Source organism: Pseudoalteromonas sp. 23_GOM-1509m (assembly GCF_000518425.1).
Lineage (GTDB): Bacteria > Pseudomonadota > Gammaproteobacteria > Enterobacterales > Alteromonadaceae > Pseudoalteromonas > Pseudoalteromonas tetraodonis.
In genome coordinates this window covers 389,922-407,863 of record NZ_KI912434.1, presented here as the reverse complement: position 1 = coordinate 407,863, position 17,942 = coordinate 389,922, and the positions used below count along the sequence as shown (strand labels likewise).

18 protein-coding genes are annotated in these 17,942 nt (G+C 39.6%); 13 read left to right on the top strand and 5 right to left on the bottom strand.

What is annotated here, in order from left to right; genetic code table 11:
• The first annotated feature begins 49 nt into the window (after positions 1-49).
• The 3 genes from N523_RS0117540 to N523_RS0117530 are packed head-to-tail and all read left to right on the top strand — an operon-like array spanning position 50 to position 3,041.
• Entirely contained in the window at positions 50-2,506 is a 2,457-nt protein-coding gene (locus N523_RS0117540) for a YdbH domain-containing protein (RefSeq protein ID WP_028835527.1), read from the top strand.
• On the top strand, positions 2,503-2,700 hold the full coding sequence (locus N523_RS0117535; RefSeq protein ID WP_028835526.1) for a YnbE family lipoprotein: 198 nt from the start codon (positions 2,503-2,505) through the stop codon (positions 2,698-2,700). The genes N523_RS0117540 and N523_RS0117535 overlap by 4 nt, the downstream gene beginning before the upstream one ends.
• Before the next feature lie 11 nt (positions 2,701-2,711).
• On the top strand, positions 2,712-3,041 hold the full coding sequence (locus tag N523_RS0117530) for a YdbL family protein (RefSeq protein ID WP_008468219.1): 330 nt from the start codon (positions 2,712-2,714) through the stop codon (positions 3,039-3,041).
• 36 nt (positions 3,042-3,077) lie between these two features.
• Here the strand turns inward: N523_RS0117530 and N523_RS0117525 are convergent, their stop codons facing one another.
• Together N523_RS0117525 and waaA are read right to left on the bottom strand one after the other, a co-directional pair.
• A complete protein-coding gene (locus tag N523_RS0117525) occupies positions 3,078-3,626 on the bottom strand; it encodes a DUF1415 domain-containing protein (protein WP_028835525.1) in 549 nt (182 codons plus the stop codon).
• On the bottom strand, positions 3,623-4,906 hold the full coding sequence (waaA, locus tag N523_RS0117520; protein ID WP_028835524.1) for a lipid IV(A) 3-deoxy-D-manno-octulosonic acid transferase: 1,284 nt from the start codon (positions 4,904-4,906) through the stop codon (positions 3,623-3,625). The genes N523_RS0117525 and waaA overlap by 4 nt, the downstream gene beginning before the upstream one ends.
• A gap of 324 nt (positions 4,907-5,230) precedes the next feature.
• Between waaA and N523_RS0117515 the strand changes: the two genes are divergently transcribed.
• Both N523_RS0117515 and hldE read left to right on the top strand, forming a co-directional pair.
• A complete protein-coding gene (locus N523_RS0117515; protein ID WP_028835523.1) occupies positions 5,231-5,821 on the top strand; it encodes a D-sedoheptulose-7-phosphate isomerase in 591 nt (196 codons plus the stop codon).
• The gene (gene hldE / locus N523_RS0117510; RefSeq protein WP_028835522.1) at positions 5,821-7,260 is read left to right on the top strand and encodes a bifunctional D-glycero-beta-D-manno-heptose-7-phosphate kinase/D-glycero-beta-D-manno-heptose 1-phosphate adenylyltransferase HldE; all 1,440 of its coding nucleotides are present in this window, start codon (positions 5,821-5,823) and stop codon (positions 7,258-7,260) included. Before N523_RS0117515 ends, hldE begins: the two co-directional genes overlap by 1 nt.
• A 64-nt stretch (positions 7,261-7,324) precedes the next feature.
• Here hldE and N523_RS0117505 read toward each other — a convergent pair whose 3' ends face one another.
• On the bottom strand, positions 7,325-8,872 hold the full coding sequence (locus N523_RS0117505) for a capsule assembly Wzi family protein (RefSeq protein ID WP_028835521.1): 1,548 nt from the start codon (positions 8,870-8,872) through the stop codon (positions 7,325-7,327).
• Between the two features lie 169 nt (positions 8,873-9,041).
• Between N523_RS0117505 and N523_RS0117500 the strand changes: the two genes are divergently transcribed.
• Both N523_RS0117500 and N523_RS0117495 read left to right on the top strand, forming a co-directional pair.
• Positions 9,042-10,115, top strand: a complete 1,074-nt coding sequence (locus tag N523_RS0117500; RefSeq protein WP_028835520.1) for a hypothetical protein — start codon at positions 9,042-9,044, stop codon at positions 10,113-10,115.
• Positions 10,112-11,197 carry a glycosyltransferase gene (locus N523_RS0117495; protein WP_013464282.1) on the top strand — a complete coding sequence of 362 codons (1,086 nt, stop codon included), beginning with the start codon at positions 10,112-10,114 and terminating at the stop codon, positions 11,195-11,197. Before N523_RS0117500 ends, N523_RS0117495 begins: the two co-directional genes overlap by 4 nt.
• A gap of 6 nt (positions 11,198-11,203) precedes the next feature.
• Here the strand turns inward: N523_RS0117495 and N523_RS0117490 are convergent, their stop codons facing one another.
• Positions 11,204-11,923 carry a 3-deoxy-D-manno-octulosonic acid kinase gene (locus tag N523_RS0117490; protein ID WP_028835519.1) on the bottom strand — a complete coding sequence of 240 codons (720 nt, stop codon included), beginning with the start codon at positions 11,921-11,923 and terminating at the stop codon, positions 11,204-11,206.
• Between the two features lie 123 nt (positions 11,924-12,046).
• Here N523_RS0117490 and N523_RS0117485 point away from each other — a divergent pair, with 123 nt between their 5' ends.
• The 6 genes from N523_RS0117485 (at position 12,047) to glpG (ending at position 17,318) form a co-directional block, all read left to right on the top strand.
• Positions 12,047-13,108: a glycosyltransferase family 9 protein gene (locus N523_RS0117485; protein ID WP_028835518.1), complete on the top strand. Its 1,062-nt coding sequence runs from the start codon at positions 12,047-12,049 to the stop codon at positions 13,106-13,108.
• A complete protein-coding gene (gmhB, locus tag N523_RS0117480; RefSeq protein WP_028835517.1) occupies positions 13,105-13,674 on the top strand; it encodes a D-glycero-beta-D-manno-heptose 1,7-bisphosphate 7-phosphatase in 570 nt (189 codons plus the stop codon). The genes N523_RS0117485 and gmhB overlap by 4 nt, the downstream gene beginning before the upstream one ends.
• A gap of 163 nt (positions 13,675-13,837) precedes the next feature.
• Positions 13,838-15,034: a glycine C-acetyltransferase gene (locus tag N523_RS0117475; protein WP_008468203.1), complete on the top strand. Its 1,197-nt coding sequence runs from the start codon at positions 13,838-13,840 to the stop codon at positions 15,032-15,034.
• Positions 15,035-15,086: 52 nt separating this feature from the next.
• Complete coding sequence (gene tdh, locus N523_RS0117470) at positions 15,087-16,112, top strand: L-threonine 3-dehydrogenase (RefSeq protein WP_010390995.1); 1,026 nt, start codon at positions 15,087-15,089, stop codon at positions 16,110-16,112.
• 70 nt (positions 16,113-16,182) lie between these two features.
• On the top strand, positions 16,183-16,500 hold the full coding sequence (gene glpE / locus N523_RS0117465; protein WP_028835516.1) for a thiosulfate sulfurtransferase GlpE: 318 nt from the start codon (positions 16,183-16,185) through the stop codon (positions 16,498-16,500).
• Positions 16,497-17,318, top strand: a complete 822-nt coding sequence (glpG, locus tag N523_RS0117460; RefSeq protein WP_028835515.1) for a rhomboid family intramembrane serine protease GlpG — start codon at positions 16,497-16,499, stop codon at positions 17,316-17,318. Before glpE ends, glpG begins: the two co-directional genes overlap by 4 nt.
• Here glpG and N523_RS0117455 read toward each other — a convergent pair.
• Positions 17,315-17,713: a flagellar basal body-associated protein FliL gene (locus N523_RS0117455; protein ID WP_008468199.1), complete on the bottom strand. Its 399-nt coding sequence runs from the start codon at positions 17,711-17,713 to the stop codon at positions 17,315-17,317. The genes glpG and N523_RS0117455 overlap by 4 nt on opposite strands.
• Between the last annotated feature and the right edge of the window lie 229 nt (positions 17,714-17,942).

Below are 17,942 nucleotides of genomic sequence, written 5' to 3'. Positions count from 1 at the left end.
TTGTGCAGCCTTTTTTGATTATAGTGACTAAAAAACATGTAAGGATAATATGTTTAAGCGCATTGGTTTAATTGTTGGCACTCTTTTACTGAGTCTATTATTACTCGGGTATGTATTTCGCTTGCCTTTACTACAATGGGCCATTGCCCCTGAACTTAAAAAAGCAGGTGTCACATTAAGCTGCCTCGATTTTTCAATTACCTCAAAGTTAAATATACATGCCGACACTGTGTGTTTAAATTATCAAAACCAACAATTACAACTCTCTGATATTACTGCAAATACAAAGCATGTCAGTGTTCAAAGTGCAATATTAACGCTCAATCCATTACCTAAAAGTGATAACGCTAATCAACCGGCTAAACAGCTTGAGATAGCGCTACCTTCAAATCGCCCACTCATTAATATTAAACAGCTTGTAGTAAACAGTAATCAGCTCAATAAACCATTAAAAGTTAGTGTATTAGAACCTGCGCTAAATCAATTTAATGTAACGGGCGATATAAATGCGCGTGCTACTTTAACCTCCAATAAAATAAGTGGTCAGCTAGCAGTTGATGACATTTTGTTAAAACAGGTAATAAACACTAAAAACACCTTACTCGATGCTGTTAACTTTAATACTCAACAAGTGTTTAGTTTTGACGGGATTGAGCTTAAGTTGAACGGGGGGATTAGCGCTCAATTTGCTCATACGTTTGAGCAATGCCAATTTAATTTATTAACCACTGGCCAGATGGCTACTCGCTTTAATTTAAATAACCAAGCGTTAATCCTAGATACCGGTTCACTTAATAACAAAATTAATTTAACCCCTCGCTGTACTGAGTTAATTCCACCAAGTAAGTACGCAGATTATGTAAGCAAACAAGTTGCTTTAAATTGGCAGGTTAAGCTTTCTCAAGCTCTTCGCATAGAACAAGGGGAGCTGAGTATTCCAGTAATCAATTTGATGAGTGAAGGTAATAAGCACTTTGATATTTTAATAACAGACACCGCACTCTCTATTAACGCTTTGCTTGATAATATTCAGGCAAAGGTGTCTGCTCAAATAAACACGCCAGATATAAACAGCATTAATATAAGCGCTCAGCTAAATGGTACTAAAGTTAAAGGTGATTACAACGTTGAGCTTGAAAGGCTACCCGCATTTATCCCTGTTACTGCTAATATGCTTAATTTCAGTGGTTACTTTGAATTAAGTGAATTTATTGACTCAAAACCCGTCGGGTACACACAGAGTAAATTTTCCGTTGCTAGCTTTGAAGCTTTTGATGTAAAAGCGGTACATTATCAAGGTGGTTTAACCGCGAAAATGGATAAACAACTAAATGCAGAAATTACATTAACTAATCAGTTAAAAAATGCGGCATATAAAGAATTTAAACTTACCAATATAAATAATAGTCTCACGGCAAAAGCAAACCTAGGTGTAGGTGAGTTATTTGCTCATTTAACTGCGAAAACGCAAATTAAGGCTCTTAATAGCGCTGATATAAGACTGAATAATATAAAAATAGACTCGAGTGGATTACAAAGCCGTGCACTTAAAGCGTCGCACCATGCGTTTATAGATGATATTGAGTTGGTGGTAAATCATCATATATCGTCACAGGCGCATCCGTTTGAGGTGATTGTGCCAGCGCAAAGTGTGTTGCCATTAAACACCTTTATTAATCAGTTTTATCCACTTGCTAAGCTGACAAAAGGTACTTTTAACGGCAATATTAGTGGCGATGTCAATTTACAAAGGGCATCCTTTGATATAGATACTCGCCAATTAAGTGGACTTTATAATGACTACCTTGCAAGTGATTTTAGTAGTGTATTTAGCGGGGAATTTAATTCAGGTAGGCTTAATGTAAAACCCACTACCTTTCATTTAAATGAGTTTAGAGCGGGCGCAGTTATCAAAGGCCTTAAAGGGCAATGGCTCGTCAATAACAATAATGTGCTTGTTAGTAATGTTGAAGGTAATGTGCTTGGCGGTACATTTTTATTAGATAACTATACGCTTGGACAAGAAACCCAAGTTAGCACTGTAACGTTTAATAATATTGATGCAAGTAAGCTGATCACCCTTGATGATAAGTCGGGTATTACTTTAACAGGGCGTTTGGCTGGTACACTGCCAGTGAGCGTTAATAAAAATGGTGTGCACATTAGCCAAGGCAGTCTGTTTAGTCAAGGCGAAGGCAATTTAAAAATTAGCAATAATGCTGCATTTGATTCTGTGATGCAGCAACAGCAAGAGTTGCAACCTGTACTGGGGTTATTGACTGATTTAGATATTCAAAAACTCAATAGCAGCGTTGTACTTAAAAATGATGGTTGGTTAAAGCTTGGAGTTAATTTACAAGGTTATAATCAGCAAGCGCAGCAGCAAGTTAACTTTAATTACAACCATGAAGAAAACATATTTACGCTTTTACGGGCACTGCGTTTAAGTGATGAAATTACACAAAAAGTTGAGCAACAATTTTCACAAAAAGGAAATGGGCAATGAGACAGTCGTTATCGATAAAAGTGCTGCTCGCGTTAGCAGCAATATCAGCGCTAAGTGCGTGTACGCATCGTGTTGAGGTGTCGGCTAAAGAGCCAATCACTATTAATTTAAATGTTAAGGTTGATCATGAAATTCGTGTCAAAGTAGATAAAGAGCTCGATAATTTATTTAGCGATGACAGTGAGTTATTTTAAGGAGCTAGAATATGAATATTAAAAATAAATTAAATATAGTAACCCTAATCAGTGCCGTTTGTATGTCATTTTCAGTTTGGGCTATGAGTTTAGATGAAGCTAAAAGCCAAGGCTTAGTTGGTGAAAACAGCTCAGGCTACCTTGGATTAGTTGTACAAAATACAGAAGCAAAAGCGGTTGTTGATGACGTTAACGAAAAACGTAAGGCACAGTACTTAAAATTAGCTAAAAAGAATAACTTGTCACTTGCACAAGTTGAGGCATTGGCAGCGGCAAAAACAATCGAAAAAACGCAAAGCGGCCACTACATTGAAGTAAACGGTAGCTGGGTCAAAAAATAAAGTTAATGGGTTAACTAAAGGTATTAAAAGCCGAGCTTATACGCTCGGTTTTTTACAGTTCTCTAATAATTGTTGCCAAAAATCAATACCTTTTCGGCGTGCTAAGTTTATATTATGCTCAGGAATAGACTCAGGTTCGTCATAATTTTCAAGTGCTTCACTCATACTTGCTTCACGAATTAGGTGCAAGGTAGGAAACGGCGCTCTATTTGTGTAGTTGGCCGCATCGGTTTCATCGCTATCGGCAAATACATAATCGGGGTGAAAATTAGCAATTTGATATTTACCTTCAAAGCCTTGTGCAATCAATAGTGCATTTGCTAAATCGACTAAATCTAAAAAGTCTTCAAAGTCACTAAAACCGTTATCGAACATGATTAGCGTGGTTTCTCGTTCGCGCTCGCGGTCAAGCTCGATACATTGCTCAAGCATATCCATTACAGCATCATCGATAGTCTTAGCGTTACTTACAATGTAATGAATACAGTTGTTTTCGACTTCTTTACGGGCAAACGGACAAAAGTTATATTTTACAATAACGGATGAAACCCATTCTCGGGTTTGGCTAATAGCTATGTTATTCACTGTTTTGGCTCTAAGTATTGATTAATAATAGTGAGTGTTTTTTTTATGGCGCCTTGGTTTTTAGCAACACATTGCGCCGCTTTTGTGCCGAGCGTTTGGCATGCCTTTTTATTTTGGCTAAAGGTAATGAGTTGTTGTGCCAGTTCATCTGAATTTTCTACCACGCATGCCCCTTTGAGCTTTGTTAACTCAGGATAGACATGATCAAAGTTATACGTGTGAGGGCCTGTTATTACACCGACCGAAAATGCGGCTGACTCAAGCGGGTTATGACCACCACGACGAATCAAACTACCGCCAATATAACTAACATTAGCCGCGCCGTATAAGCACTGTAATTCACCTAGCGTATCGGCAAGTAAAACGTGTTCGTTTTGGTAATTATTTTGGCTACGACGACTAAAGCTTAAAGTACTTTGTGTGAGTAGTTCAGCCACTTTATCAAATTGCTCGGGGTGTCGCGGGGCAATAATCAATAAAGCATCAGGCTGCTTTTTTAACAACTGCTGGTGGGCATCGAGTATTAATTCATGCTCTATAGGGTGAGTAGAGCCTGCCACCCATATAAAACGTTCTTGGCTATTATAGTACTGTTTGAGCACGCTCACCTTTGTAAGTTGCTCTTGATTGGGGCTTATATCAAACTTGATTGAACCTGTAACATGGCTTTTTGAAGGCTCAAGCCCAAGTGTAATAAAACGCTCTGCATCTGTTTTATTATGACTGGCTAACGCAGTAATAGATTGCATAATACGGTGAGTTAACTGCGCAACCTTTTGATAACCCTGCTGCGACTTTTCAGAAAGTCTCGCATTAACAACCAATACCGGGATTTTTTTGTTATGCGCATTAGCCATAATATTTGGCCACAATTCAGTTTCTAAAATACATAGTAACTGCGGTTTTACGCGTTTTAAAAATCGAGCAGTGGCAAAAGGAAAATCGATAGGTAAATAACTAATAGCGACGGTATCTTTAAATTGTGCTGTTATTTGTGCGCGTCCAGTTGGGGTATTACAAGTGATCAAAATATTTAGCTGCGGGTGCTCATTTTGCAACGCTTTAATTAATGGCGTAGCTGCTAATACCTCACCTACAGAAGCACAATGAATAACAACAGGTTTAGTGTTATTAGAAAATAAACAGCGACGTACAAACCCAAAACGTTCTTTAAAATGCGCGCGATAACCCGAATTTTTTTTACCACGTAATACATATAAATAAAATATGATCAAAGGGCTAATAATGATTAGTGCAAGTGAATAAAAAGTGCGTGCCATACTGAGCTTTGTTTAAGGTAATTGTAGCTAGTTTATCGTGAAACGGCTTATTTCTAAACATACAAAGTATAAAAGTTGGTTTGAGTTCATTTACTAGGGTATAAACTAAATCAATGTCATTCAAATCACGCTATTGCATCAGTTTCATGATTTTAGGAAATGCTTATGGTTACTTTTATAACAAAAACGATTTCCATGCAGTAAGCCTTTGATTTTAGTTTCTGTGAAACATCTAATTTAGTTATATAGAGGTGATTTGGCTATAAAATTATGGAATAATGAAATTAATTTTTCCTGCCATTTCAGTTCCAAGAGGAATATCTCATGTCAATTATAGATTCAGTGGCAACCAGCTACCTAGAAAGTTTAAACCGTCATCAAGTATTGTTTGAAACAATGGAGGCGTATCATCAAGAGGTAATGCAGTTGCTAGAAGCATGTCATAGTGCTTTACAAGCTGGTGGTAAGGTTGTTTGGTTTGGTAATGGCGGCAGTGCTGCCGATGCTCAGCATTTAGCTGCAGAGTTTGTGGTGCGTTATAAATTAGAGCGAGGCCCATTAGCGTCTATTGCTTTAACCACAGACACGTCTATTTTAACAGCGCACAGCAACGATTATCATTTTGATACTGTGTTTGAGCGCCAAGTACAGGCGCTATGTAAACCTGAAGATATCGTGATTGGTTTAACTACATCAGGTACCAGTAAAAATATCAATTTAGCATTAGAAGCTGCTAACAAAATAGGGGCATTCACGGTTGCATTTACTGGCCGTGACGGCGGGCAAGTAAAAGATATTGCAAAGTTACCTATTATTATTAAAAACGACGAAACCGCGCGTATTCAAGAAGCACACATGTTTATTGGCCATTGGTTATGTGAAGCCATGGATATGGTTGTTGCGGAGCAGCAGTAATGGATTTATCTTTACTAAAGAACTTATCAGCAGCACGTATTTTAGTGGTGGGCGACGTGATGCTCGATCGCTATTGGTATGGTGATTCAGGGCGTATCTCACCAGAAGCGCCAGTACCCGTTGTTAAAGTAAGTAAATTTGAAGACAAGGCTGGCGGTGCGGCTAATGTGGCTAAAAATATAGCCCGTTTAGATGGTAAAGTGGGGTTGTTAGGCCTTATTGGTGAGGACGAAAGTGGGCAAATTTTAGAAAATATTTTAGAAGGTGAAAAAATAAATTCACAGCTTGTCAGCGTGTGTGATTTACCGACTATTTCTAAAATGCGTGTAATTAGCCGTCATCAGCAAGTGGTACGTTTAGATTTAGAAGAAACTTTTAACGAATCACATAGCCAGCTTTTATTAAATCGATTAGAGCTTGTGCTAAATGATTACGACTTTATAGTGTTTTCTGATTACAACAAAGGCTCGCTATCGCTGATCAAAGAGATGATAAGTGTGGCCAAAAAAGCAGGTAAAACGGTACTTGTTGATCCTAAATCATCGGACTTACAGTTATATCGCGGTGCTGATTATATAACCCCTAATTTAAATGAATTTAAATTAGCAGGCGGGCAAGTGGGCTCAGAAGAGACACTTGCAAGTAGTGCACGAAACCTCATTAGTGATGCGGGTATAACGGCGATGTTACTTACCCGTTCAGAGCAAGGTATGTCGCTTATAAATGCCACTGAAAAATATGATTTTGCAGCTCAAGAGCTTGAGGTCAGTGACGTAACTGGCGCTGGGGATACTGTTATTGCAACCCTTGCCGTTATGTTAGGTGCGGGCATGACTGCCAAAGATGCAGTCGAAATTGCAAACTTAGCAGCCGGTATTGCGGTGAGTAAATTGGGCGCGGCTACGGTTTCTCCAGAAGAGTTAAGTCGAAAGCTGGGGCAATACTTACAGGCAACTGGCGAGCATTATCAAACCCCGTTTGATGACGTATTGCAGCATATTGAATTTGCTAAGCAAAATGGTGAAACGATTGTATTTACTAATGGTTGCTTTGATATTTTGCATGCAGGGCATGTGCGGTATTTAGCGCAAGCTAAAGCCCGTGGGGACAGATTAGTGGTTGGTTTAAACAATGATGAATCTATTGCTCGTTTGAAAGGCCCAGAACGCCCAATAAACCCATTAGATGAGCGCGCCATGGTCCTCAGTGCACTTGCCTCCGTTGATTGGGTTATCCCGTTTGGAAGTGCTGATGAAAATGACACGCCGGCAAAACTTATCGAGCAAATAAGCCCTGATATTCTTGTCAAAGGCGGCGACTATACGGTAGAACAAATAGCCGGTGCGGAGCATGTGCTGCGCCATGGCGGAAAAGTCGAAGTGCTTGAGTTTTTAGATGGCTGTTCAACATCAAAAGTGATTAGCAAAATAAAAAGCTAGTTAATGAAATCAAAAAAAGGGGATAAACTGCAGTTTATCCCCTTTTTTAATGTTATTAATGAAACTAAAAGTTGTATTCGAACTTAGCAAATGCAGACGTATCGTTTTCTGCTCCATCGTTATTAGAGGCAAGTCCGCCAAGGGTTAAGCGCCCCCCCATGGCAAGCATTCTGTAGCGTACTTCAAGTTGTTTAGAACTAAAGCCTGTTTTAGTAATCGAATTACCTAAATCTGGATTATTAGGGTAACGGTCGCGGTTGTCGCTATTGAAGTCAATATCACGCAGTTTTACTTGCCAATCAGTTCCGTTAGAAAGTTGCCCAAGTACAGTAAGTACTAGTGACTGCGTATCATTATCATAAGTAGAGCCGATAGGACGTCCATGATAGCGATAGCCTGAATTATATATACTGTGTTCATAGTAGCAGTTTTCGGTTGCCGATGAAGCAGAGCACGCAACGCCGGTATCAGTGTACTCTAGGTTAAATAAAATATTCTGATCATAAATGCGAGTCGTAGTTTGTATTCCACCAAGGTAACCTCTGTCTACTGGCTTAATGCCGCCACTGGTATCTTCACCAATCGTGCTTACATACACGGCGTAAGGTTGATTAAACAACGTGTCAGACCAACGAATATCAAAGCCTGCTAACTGGTTACCCAAGCGAGTGATAAGCTCACCATCACAATCATTGGTACCATCAACACACTCTCCTCCGCCGGTTATTAAATCAAAAAAGTCGCCCGCTGAACTGGGTTGTCCCTTGCCAGCCCATTGTGCTGACCAACTAAAGCCAATTTCTAATTGTTGAATTGGACGAAGATTTAAACGAGTACTCCACAATAACGCATCTGGTACAACTCGGGTTGACTCTAGCTTTGCCATTTGTGCAGTAAAGCTCCACTGACCAATCCAACTCAGCCAAGGTGTTTCAAATGCACTGCTTTGTTCTCTGCTGATACTTATTGCAGGAAGTGGTTTGGCGTTACCAGACATAATTAGACTGTTATCAACGCCTGGTCCCCAAAACTGTTCAACCGCACCGGCTCTAAATATCCAATTACCCAAACGATACGCTAAATAGCTATCATCAAGTGAGGTATCATTGCAGTCAGTCAGTGCTTGCTCATTGTTAACTATATCGTCTGTTGTTTTACCGTTGACTAAGCAGTTTTTGCCATCACTGCGGTGATTAAGCGCAATTTTAGCTGCAAAGTTATGTCCTAGGTAAGCATAGGCTGCTGTTAATTCTGACTCTTGGGTATTCGTTGCACCAAAGCTGGTGGTCGCTAATGGGTCTGAGCTGGCAAATGCAGAAAGTTGAACACTATGTGAACCACTGTTTTCTGACTTATAACGATGTTTTACACGCAATAACGCATCTTGTAAGCGAGGTGATAATTGCTCTAGTCCGGCATTATCGATATCAGCAATAAAGCTTTTCCACATTAACGGGTAAGTCGTTACCGGGGCTAAAATAACACCTGCATCGGCGAGTTGCTGGATATCCGCTCTTAACCCAAAATCATCAGGTTTAACCCAGGGTTCAGCATAAACAGGGGCACTCATTGCACAAAAAAGCGAAGAGAGTATAAAAAAATTGTTTCGCAAAGCTCAGATCCTTGTGATTGAAATTGCCGGTAAGTTTAGCAATCTAAGCATCTTATTGCAGTAATTAAATCTGAATTGGTATGTTAAATCATATAGAAAAATGCTTACCATCTATCGCTAAAAAGTTGCCATTGGTATACTGCAGGTCAAATAAGCCAGTGAGATTGTAATGAGCAAAAAACGACTTTTATTTATTCCTGTGTCATCACCTGAGGGGATTGGTGAATATATGCGCTCGTTGCAATTAGCACAAACGTTAAAAAGTGATTACCAAGACGCCTTAGACATCCATTTTATTTTAAATAAGCATACTGCTTATGCTAAGCACTGCCCATTCACTACCACACTACTAAGTCAGTCGCCAACTAAGGAAGTTGAAGCAGTTTGTGAATTAATTGAGCAGTACCAGCCAGATGTTGTGCTGTTTGATTGTGCAGGACGCGCTGAGCAAATGAAAGCGGCAAAAAAAGTGGGTGCTAAAGTTGTCTTTATTTCGCAGCATGCAAAAAAGCGAGCAAAAGGTTTAAAGCTTAACCGAAATAAACTAATTGATATGCATTGGGTAGTGCAACCTGACTATTGCATTGCCCCTCTTACTTGGTATGAAAAACTTAAACTCAGTTATTTTTCGTTGGCCTATCCTTACAATGTTGGACCTTTTACGGCTTTCGCCTCTGAGCAACAAAAGCTGAACACTTTATCTAATTATAATTTAAAAGAAAATGAGTTTTTCATCGTGAATGCCGGCTCAGGCGGGCATACAGTCAATGGCGTGAATTGCGCAGATATATATTTTCAAGCAGGGCTTGTTATTGCTAAACAAACAGGCTTGAAAGGCGTGGTGGTATTTGGCCCTAATTACACTAAGTCGCTACCTAAAACCAATGAGTTAATTTGTTTGCCAAGCCAAGAGGGAACTGAATTTTTAGCCTTACTCAGTCAGGCTAAAATTGCATTACTGAGCGCGGGTGATACTTTACTACAAGCTATTGCTTTGCAAACCCCAACCATTGCTTGTGCTATTTCAAAAGATCAGAGTGATCGAGTCGCACGTTGTGCAGCCACTGGCGTTGTTAAACAAGCTGAGCTTGATATTTTAGACATCACTCAAAAAGTGCAAGAGCTACTTACTGAGCCAAATTATAACAATACACTCAGCCAATATATGTTGTTAGAAAATGTACATAGCTTTGATGTTATAACGAATGGTGTAAAAGTACTGTTGCAGGGGAATAAGCTATGAATATTGTCATTGTAATTGACTCTCTTGTTGGTGGTGGCGCTGAAAAGGTAATGCTTACATTAGCGCAAGAGATGGTATTAAAAGACCACAATGTGACTATCTTGTCATTGGCGCAAAATATTGAATATGACATTCCAACCACTTTGAACGTTGAAAGTTTATTTTCAGGTCGAGCAACAAAAGTAGATCGATTTTGGCAGATAAAAAAGAATATCAGAGTGTTAGAGACATGGTTTGAGCAAAAGTTACGGCAACTTGGGTCTATTGATATAGTACTTTCTAATTTAGATCGTAGTAATAACTTATTAGCGCAGAGTAAAATAAAAAATATCCATTTTGTTGTTCATAACTCAGTTAATGCAGAGCTCGCTAGGCAAAAAAAACTAGGCCCGCTTTCATACTTATATCTTAAAAAGAGTAAACAAAATCTTAATGGTAAATCACTGATCTGCGTGTCCAAAGGGGTTGAAGAAGAAATACAACAAGGCAGCTTAATAACCCCAAGTGCTATTACCACTATTTATAATCCATTCAATTTTAAAACAATCAATGATAAAGCTAATGAGGTGAATACAAATATACCCGATTCTCCCTATCTTATTCATGTGGGACGTTTAGCTAAACAAAAACGCCATGATATTTTATTTTCTGCATTTGCCAAGTTAGATAAAAAATACAAATTAGTGCTGTTATGTAACAAAAAAGAAAAGGCATTAAAGTTAGCCAAAGAATATGGTATTGAAAATCAGCTTATTGTTCCGGGATTTGTACAAAACCCATATAACTGGATAAAGCAGGCAAAAGCTTTATTGTTAAGTTCAGACTTTGAAGGGTTTGGTAATGTGCTAGTCGAGGCTTTAGCAGTAGGTACGCCTGCTGTCAGTACTGAGTGCCCTCATGGTCCAAGTGAAATACTTACGGGTGAACTAAGTAAATATCTAGTACCTATTGGCCAAGGTGAGCTCCTAGCGCTCGCAGTTAAGCAAGTGCTCGCAGATAACCCAAATGTAACCAACGCAGCTATTTTAGAAAAGGTGTGTGCCGATAGAGTAACAGAGCAATACTTAGCGTTAGCAAACTAGTTTTTATTAGGTTAACCCATTATGGTAGTGTTTATTTAAACTTTGCCAATCGTTTTCTTGCCAATGAAAGCTGCTATTGCGGCTTTGCTCTTTTAAAAATGAGCGCTGTAGGCGAGACATGTTGCTTTGTTGCCATTTTTTATCGGGTGTTTTTATTTCGCCGCGGTCAAAATCGATAATAAAAACGTCACCACAATCATCAAATAAAATATTATTAATATTTAAATCAGCGTGATAAACCCCTTTATTATGAAATAACGCAATTGTGCTGGCTATTTTTTTAATTTCAGCTTCATTCAAGGTGCGTTCAATTAGTATATCTAATACGCTTTTAGCGCCGCTTACCGCTTCGGTAATAATATCACCTCGGTAAATAAGACCATGGCGGCCCACTTTAGCGGCAATAGGTTTTGGTACATTTAAACCTAGCTCTATTAATTGTGTCATCAAGCTAAACTCTTTATAAACACGGGTATGCTCAAGCCCCCAGTACAAATACTGATCACTGAGTAGCTTTCCTATCAGGCCGCCACGCCAATAATGGCGTAACACAGCCGTTAAATCTGCGTGTTTAAAAAACCACGCGGTTGCACGTCCCTTTTTAGCGCCAACAATTTTTTGCTGTAGTTGCCAGAAATTGGGATCAAACCAATCTAACTCTATCTGGCTGCTATATTGAGGATGGCTCAAAATGACATGGTTATTTTTGACGTGTTGATTAAACATAGCTCATAGGATTCGCTTTAATATGTGCATATATTAACGTGTTTTCAGGCTAAGGATAAGTACTTGCAATGACGCGATTATAATTTAAGATCGGGTTTTATTATTTTACTCCCAAGGAAACGTGTGACTTCAGCGCCTACTTACACTTCAATTTGTATTTTACGTCTTTCTGCTATTGGTGATGTATGCCATGCAGTAAGTGCGGTACAAGCTATTCAAAAAGCACACCCAAATGCCAAAATTACATGGGTTATAGGTAAGGTCGAGGCGATGCTGTTAGCTGACTTACCAGGCGTTGAGCTTGTTGTATTTGATAAAAAACAAGGTAAAGCGGCACTGAAACAGTTAAAGCAAACCTTTAAAGGGCAGTGTTTTGACGTACTGCTTAATATGCAAGTGGCTTTAAGAGCAGGTTTTGTTGCTCGCTGTATTCCTGCCAAAGTTAAAATTGGTTTTGACTGGGCTCGTTCAAAAGAGCTACATAGTTTATTTATTAATAAACGCATTAAAGCCCAATCTCAGGCGCATGTTTTAGAGGGATTTAAAGGCTTTGCCCAAGCGATTGGTGTTGATGATTATGTCCCTGTATGGAATATGCCCTTTACCAACAAAGATCAAGCTAAAGCTGATGAGCTGTTAGGTGACGATTATTTATCAAATAAGCTATTTGTTATTTCGCCAGCAGCAAGTAAAGCACAGCGTAACTGGTTAGCCGAACGCTATGCTGCGCTTGCGGATTATGCACATACACAGGGGTTTAAAATAGTATTAACTGGTGGACCGACTGAACTGGAAATTAATTTAGCAAATAACATCATTAAACACTCTGATTCACCCATTCTGAACTTGGTGGGTAAAACAAAACTCAAAGAATTATTGTGCGTACTTAAGCGTGCAGACTTAGTACTGGCACCTGACACAGGCCCAGCTCATATGGCTGTGACTGTTGGTACGCCCGTTATTGGTTTATATGCGCATTCAAACCCTGCGCGTACGGGGCCTTATTTATACCAAGACTACGTGGTTGAGGTTTACCATCAAAACTTAGTTATGCAAACAGGTAAAACCGCCGAGCAATTGCCTTGGGGTACTCGTGTTAAAGGCGATGATTTAATGAGTCAAATAACCACCGATGCAGTAAAACAAATGTTTGATCATGTTGTTAAAAAAGAGTCACTGTTATGAATCAAGAGAACACTAACAAGGCGCTTTTTTTAGATCGTGATGGCGTAGTAAATGTTGATCATGGTTATGTGTTTAAAAGCGAAGAGTTTGAATTTATAGACGGTGTGTTTTCAACATGTAAAGCGTTTTATGATGCGGGGTATAAAATAATTATAGTGACTAATCAGTCAGGCATTGGCCGTGGTTATTATTCTGAGAGCGAATTTTTAGCACTTAGTGAGTGGATGAAAGCGCAGTTTAGCGCTCATCAAATTGAAATTACGGACGTTTATTTTTGTCCCCATCATCCTAAAAACGCATTACCAGATTATTTAAAAGAGTGCGATTGCAGAAAACCAGCGCCTGGCATGTTACTTCAAGGAATAAAAGATCATCATATCAACCCTGCACTTAGTGTGATGGTGGGTGACAAATTAGGTGACATGCACGCTGCCATTAGCGCTAATGTGCGTACCAAAGTACTGGTACGTTCAGGGCAAAAATTTGATGACAAAGCTGTAAATTTTGCTGACTATGTTTGTGACTCAATCAACGACCTTCCGGCTTTGTTTGCTGATCTAACGTAGTACATACCTCAAGCCTGTAAACTGGCAGCTTTTCCTGCCAGTTAGGCAATTTGCGACGAATGACAAACAGTGCAATTTGGCGCTTAAACTTTTACAATACCCCCATTATAAATAGCAGCAACACGTCTGCTGTTTAACCCGTTCAACCAAATGGAGATCACAGATGAGAGCATCTGCTTTTTTTAGCCAATTACAACAGCAAATCGAAGACGTTAAAGCGGAAGGTTTGTACAAGAATGAACGTGTTATCACTTCGCAGCAGCAAGCTCAAATTGAAGTGGCATCAGGCGAAAAAGTTATTAATTTTTGTGCTAACAACTACTTAGGTTTAGCTAACAGCCCAGAGCTTATTAAAGCAGCGCAACAAGGCTTAGATGACCATGGGTTTGGTGTGGCGTCTGTGCGTTTCATTTGTGGTACACAAGATATTCATAAAACGCTCGAGAAAAAAATCAGTCAATTTTTAGAAACTGAAGACACCATTTTGTACTCATCATGTTTTGATGCCAATACGGGGTTGTTTGAAACCATATTAGGTGCAGACGATGCGATTATTTCTGATTCATTAAACCATGCTTCTATTATTGATGGCGTACGTTTATGTAAAGCAAAACGTTTCCGTTATGCAAATAACGATATGGCTGATTTAGAAAAGCAATTAATCGCAGCCGATGAAGCCGGTGCTAAAACTAAATTAATTGCAACCGATGGCGTATTCTCAATGGATGGCGTTATTTGTAACTTAGAAGCCGTATGCGACTTAGCTGATAAATACGATGCACTTGTTATGGTTGATGACTCACATGCAGTTGGTTTTGTTGGCGAAAACGGTAAAGGTACACCTGAGTACTGCAACGTGCTTGATCGTGTTGATATTATTACTGGTACCTTAGGTAAAGCACTAGGTGGAGCCTCGGGTGGTTATACCTCAGGTAAAAAAGAAATTGTTGAATGGTTACGTCAGCGTTCTCGTCCTTACTTATTCTCAAATTCATTAGCGCCTTCAATTGTAACGGCGTCAATTAAAGTGTTAGAAATGCTTGAAAATGGCGGTGAGCTTCGCGCTAAGCTATGGTCAAATGCTAAATACTTCCGTGAGCAAATGGAAGCGGCTGGTTTTACCTGTGCAGGTAAAGATCATGCGATTATACCTGTGATGCTAGGAGACGCCAAAGTAGCGTCACTTATGGCTGATAAGTTATTGGCTGAAGGGATTTATGTAACCGGCTTTTCATTCCCTGTTGTACCAAAAGGGCAGGCGCGTATTCGTACCCAAATCTCTGCAGCGCACAGCAAAGAACAGCTTGATACAGCCATTGCAGCATTTACCCGTATTGGTAAAGAGATTGGTGTTATTTAATTTTCTTGTTAAATCGCGGCTGAAGTCGCGATTTTTTAATTGAGTGTGAATTATGAAAGCATTATCAAAGTTAAAAGCAGAGCCAGGCATTTGGATGACAGATGCACCAAAGCCTGAAGTGGGTCATAACGATCTGTTAATTAAGATTCGTAAAACGGCTATTTGTGGCACCGATGTGCATATTTATAAGTGGGATGAGTGGGCACAAAACACCATACCGACGCCTATGGTGGTTGGCCACGAATACGTGGGTGAAGTAATCGACATGGGACAAGAAGTTCGCGGTTTCGAAGTTGGCGACCGTGTATCAGGTGAAGGTCATATAACCTGTGGCCATTGTCGTAACTGTCGTGCTGGGCGCGTTCACTTATGTCGTAATACAACAGGGGTCGGTGTAAACCGCGAAGGCGCATTTGCAGAGTATTTAGTGATTCCTGCATTTAATGCGTTTAAAATCCCAGATAATATTAGCGATGAACTTGCCTCTATTTTTGACCCATTTGGCAATGCAGTACATACCGCATTATCGTTCGATTTAGTCGGTGAAGATGTCTTGATCACCGGTGCTGGCCCTATTGGTATTATGGCAGCAGCAGTGGCTAAGCATGTGGGTGCACGCCATGTGGTTATTACTGATGTAAATGAATACCGCCTAGACTTAGCACGTAAAATGGGCGCAACGCGTGCTGTAAACGTCGCGAATGAAAAGCTTGAAGATGTAGCTAAAGAGCTGGGCATGACTGAAGGCTTTGATATTGGCCTAGAGATGTCAGGTGTACCAAGTGCATTTAATGCCATGCTAAATAACATGAATCATGGCGGCAAAATTGCCATGTTGGGAATTCCACCTTCAGATATGGCGGTCGATTGGAATCAAGTTATTTTTAAAGGCTTAGTGATCAAAGGTATTTACGGTCGTGAGATGTTTGAAACTTGGTACAAAATGGCCAGTTTGATTCAATCAGGGCTTGATTTAAAACCAATTATTACTCATCAGTATTCAATAGATGACTTCCAAGCTGGCTTTGATATGATGATTTCAGGTCAGTCAGGCAAAGTTATTTTAAACTGGGATTAAACGTAAAACAGTAAAAATAACGGGAAGGCGGCTTTTGCCGCCTTTTATTTTATTTATTAAAGAGATTTCAATGGCATTTAAACATATATCAATCGCACAAACCCTTGAACTACTTGATAAAGAAGATGTAGTGATTGCTGATATTCGCGATCCTAATTCGTATCAAGCGGGTCATATTCCGGGTTCAGAGGCATTATCTAATGCGAATATTGCCCAATTTATGATGGAAAAGGAGTTTGACCAGCCGATTATTATTGTCTGTTATCACGGTATGAGCTCACAAGGCGCTGCCAGCTACTTAGTAGAGCAAGGCTTTGAAGATGTTTACAGTATGGATGGCGGTTTTACTGCATGGGAAGCCGCTTACAAGGATAAAATAGCACGATGATAGAGCTAGGCAGCCTAACTAACCCTCGCGCTGCACAGGGCTTTATAGATTATTTAAAAAGCCAAGGGTTTAGCGGGCAAATTCGTACTGAGGATGGCCATACGCTTGTCATTAGTGTGGCACCTGAGGACTTTCATGCGGTGCAACCGTTGTGGAATGAATTTGCTAAAAACCCTAATCATGAACGTTATCAACAAGCGTCATGGCAAGTAGGCAGCACGCAATCACCATTAAAATATCAAGGCCAGTCGCTTAATTTAGTCGCGCGGTTTAAAGCCTTAAGTTGGCTTAATCAAAGTGTTAGCATACTGAGTATTATTGTTTATATTGCCTTTTTATTGAGTGCGTTTGAACCTATTTACATGGCGTTGCAGTTTAACCCTGCGTCACCACTTACTTGGTTAACCCCGGCTATAGTGCATTTTAGCGCCATGCATATCGTGTTTAATCTAATTTGGTGGGTTTCACTGGGTGACAATATTGAAAAGCAATGTGGTAAGTCGAGTCTAATCGGACTCTTTTTAGTTACCGCTTTAATAAGTAATTGGGCACAGTACTTAATGGTCGGTCCTAACTTTGGTGGGCTTAGCGGTGTTGTATATGGGTTGTTAGGCTTTTGTTGGATTTACAGCACCCTTAACCCTAAACAGCCTGCACTGGTTACAACTGCAATTGTTGGATTTATGCTGGTATGGTTAGTACTTGGTTTTGCAGATGTATTATTTGTTGGAATGGCTAATTGGGCACACTTAGGTGGGCTCGTTAGCGGTATGGCTTTTGCCTATACCGCTCAGCTTTTTAAAACAAAAAGTGCCTAATGATATAAATATTTAGTAAATAAGAGATCACGGATGATCTCATGCCCTGTTTCTTCTTTAAGAAGGCTCTTTAGTTTTTCTGCGCTTTTAAGGCGTATTTGCTCGCGTCCTGTTAAAGACTTTATTTTGTTTTCAGGCTCTTTAGATAATATCTCTACTAACGCATCACGAAGTAACGGCGTGTGGTGTTCCACGATTGCAATATCTGATGTTTTATTAAGCATTAAATCAACAGTGACACGTACATAGCCCATTTTTTTACTCGATGGGCCAATGTAGTTGGTAATAATATCTGGCTCAAACCCAAAATAACCGACAGTAGACTCAGCACGTGCCGATAAGCTAGTTAAGCTGACTAGAAGAATAAAAAGGCCTGTAAATACTGTTTTTTTCATTTCAAAAGCGTTTCCGTAAACTGGTTACAAATAGTTTATACTTATTAGTAAATAAGATACAGCAAGATGCTGCTATTTGTTGAGTTATGTAAAGGCACTCTGTGCTCAAGTTTGGGATAGGCAATAGCGAGAGTCAAATGTTGATTAGCTTTTTATAATAACAGGGTGTGCTTGGTAGTGAGTAAATCGCGCTTTTTCAAATCTCTTAGCAATGTTATGATCTTGCTGA

Bases quoted from the DNA above. Each gene is read 5' to 3' on its own strand.
- N523_RS0117540 (WP_028835527.1), top strand. From the start codon at position 50: ATGTTTAAGCGCATTGGTTTAATTGTTGGCACTCTTTTACTGAGTCTA.
- N523_RS0117535 (WP_028835526.1), top strand. From the start codon at position 2,503: ATGAGACAGTCGTTATCGATAAAAGTGCTGCTCGCGTTAGCAGCAATA.
- N523_RS0117530 (WP_008468219.1), top strand. From the start codon at position 2,712: ATGAATATTAAAAATAAATTAAATATAGTAACCCTAATCAGTGCCGTT.
- waaA (WP_028835524.1), bottom strand. From the start codon at position 4,906: ATGGCACGCACTTTTTATTCACTTGCACTAATCATTATTAGCCCTTTG.
- N523_RS0117515 (WP_028835523.1), top strand. From the start codon at position 5,231: ATGTCAATTATAGATTCAGTGGCAACCAGCTACCTAGAAAGTTTAAAC.
- hldE (WP_028835522.1), top strand. From the start codon at position 5,821: ATGGATTTATCTTTACTAAAGAACTTATCAGCAGCACGTATTTTAGTG.
- N523_RS0117500 (WP_028835520.1), top strand. From the start codon at position 9,042: ATGAGCAAAAAACGACTTTTATTTATTCCTGTGTCATCACCTGAGGGG.
- N523_RS0117495 (WP_013464282.1), top strand. From the start codon at position 10,112: ATGAATATTGTCATTGTAATTGACTCTCTTGTTGGTGGTGGCGCTGAA.
- N523_RS0117490 (WP_028835519.1), bottom strand. From the start codon at position 11,923: ATGTTTAATCAACACGTCAAAAATAACCATGTCATTTTGAGCCATCCT.
- gmhB (WP_028835517.1), top strand. From the start codon at position 13,105: ATGAATCAAGAGAACACTAACAAGGCGCTTTTTTTAGATCGTGATGGC.
- N523_RS0117475 (WP_008468203.1), top strand. From the start codon at position 13,838: ATGAGAGCATCTGCTTTTTTTAGCCAATTACAACAGCAAATCGAAGAC.
- tdh (WP_010390995.1), top strand. From the start codon at position 15,087: ATGAAAGCATTATCAAAGTTAAAAGCAGAGCCAGGCATTTGGATGACA.
- glpE (WP_028835516.1), top strand. From the start codon at position 16,183: ATGGCATTTAAACATATATCAATCGCACAAACCCTTGAACTACTTGAT.
- glpG (WP_028835515.1), top strand. From the start codon at position 16,497: ATGATAGAGCTAGGCAGCCTAACTAACCCTCGCGCTGCACAGGGCTTT.
- N523_RS0117455 (WP_008468199.1), bottom strand. From the start codon at position 17,713: ATGAAAAAAACAGTATTTACAGGCCTTTTTATTCTTCTAGTCAGCTTA.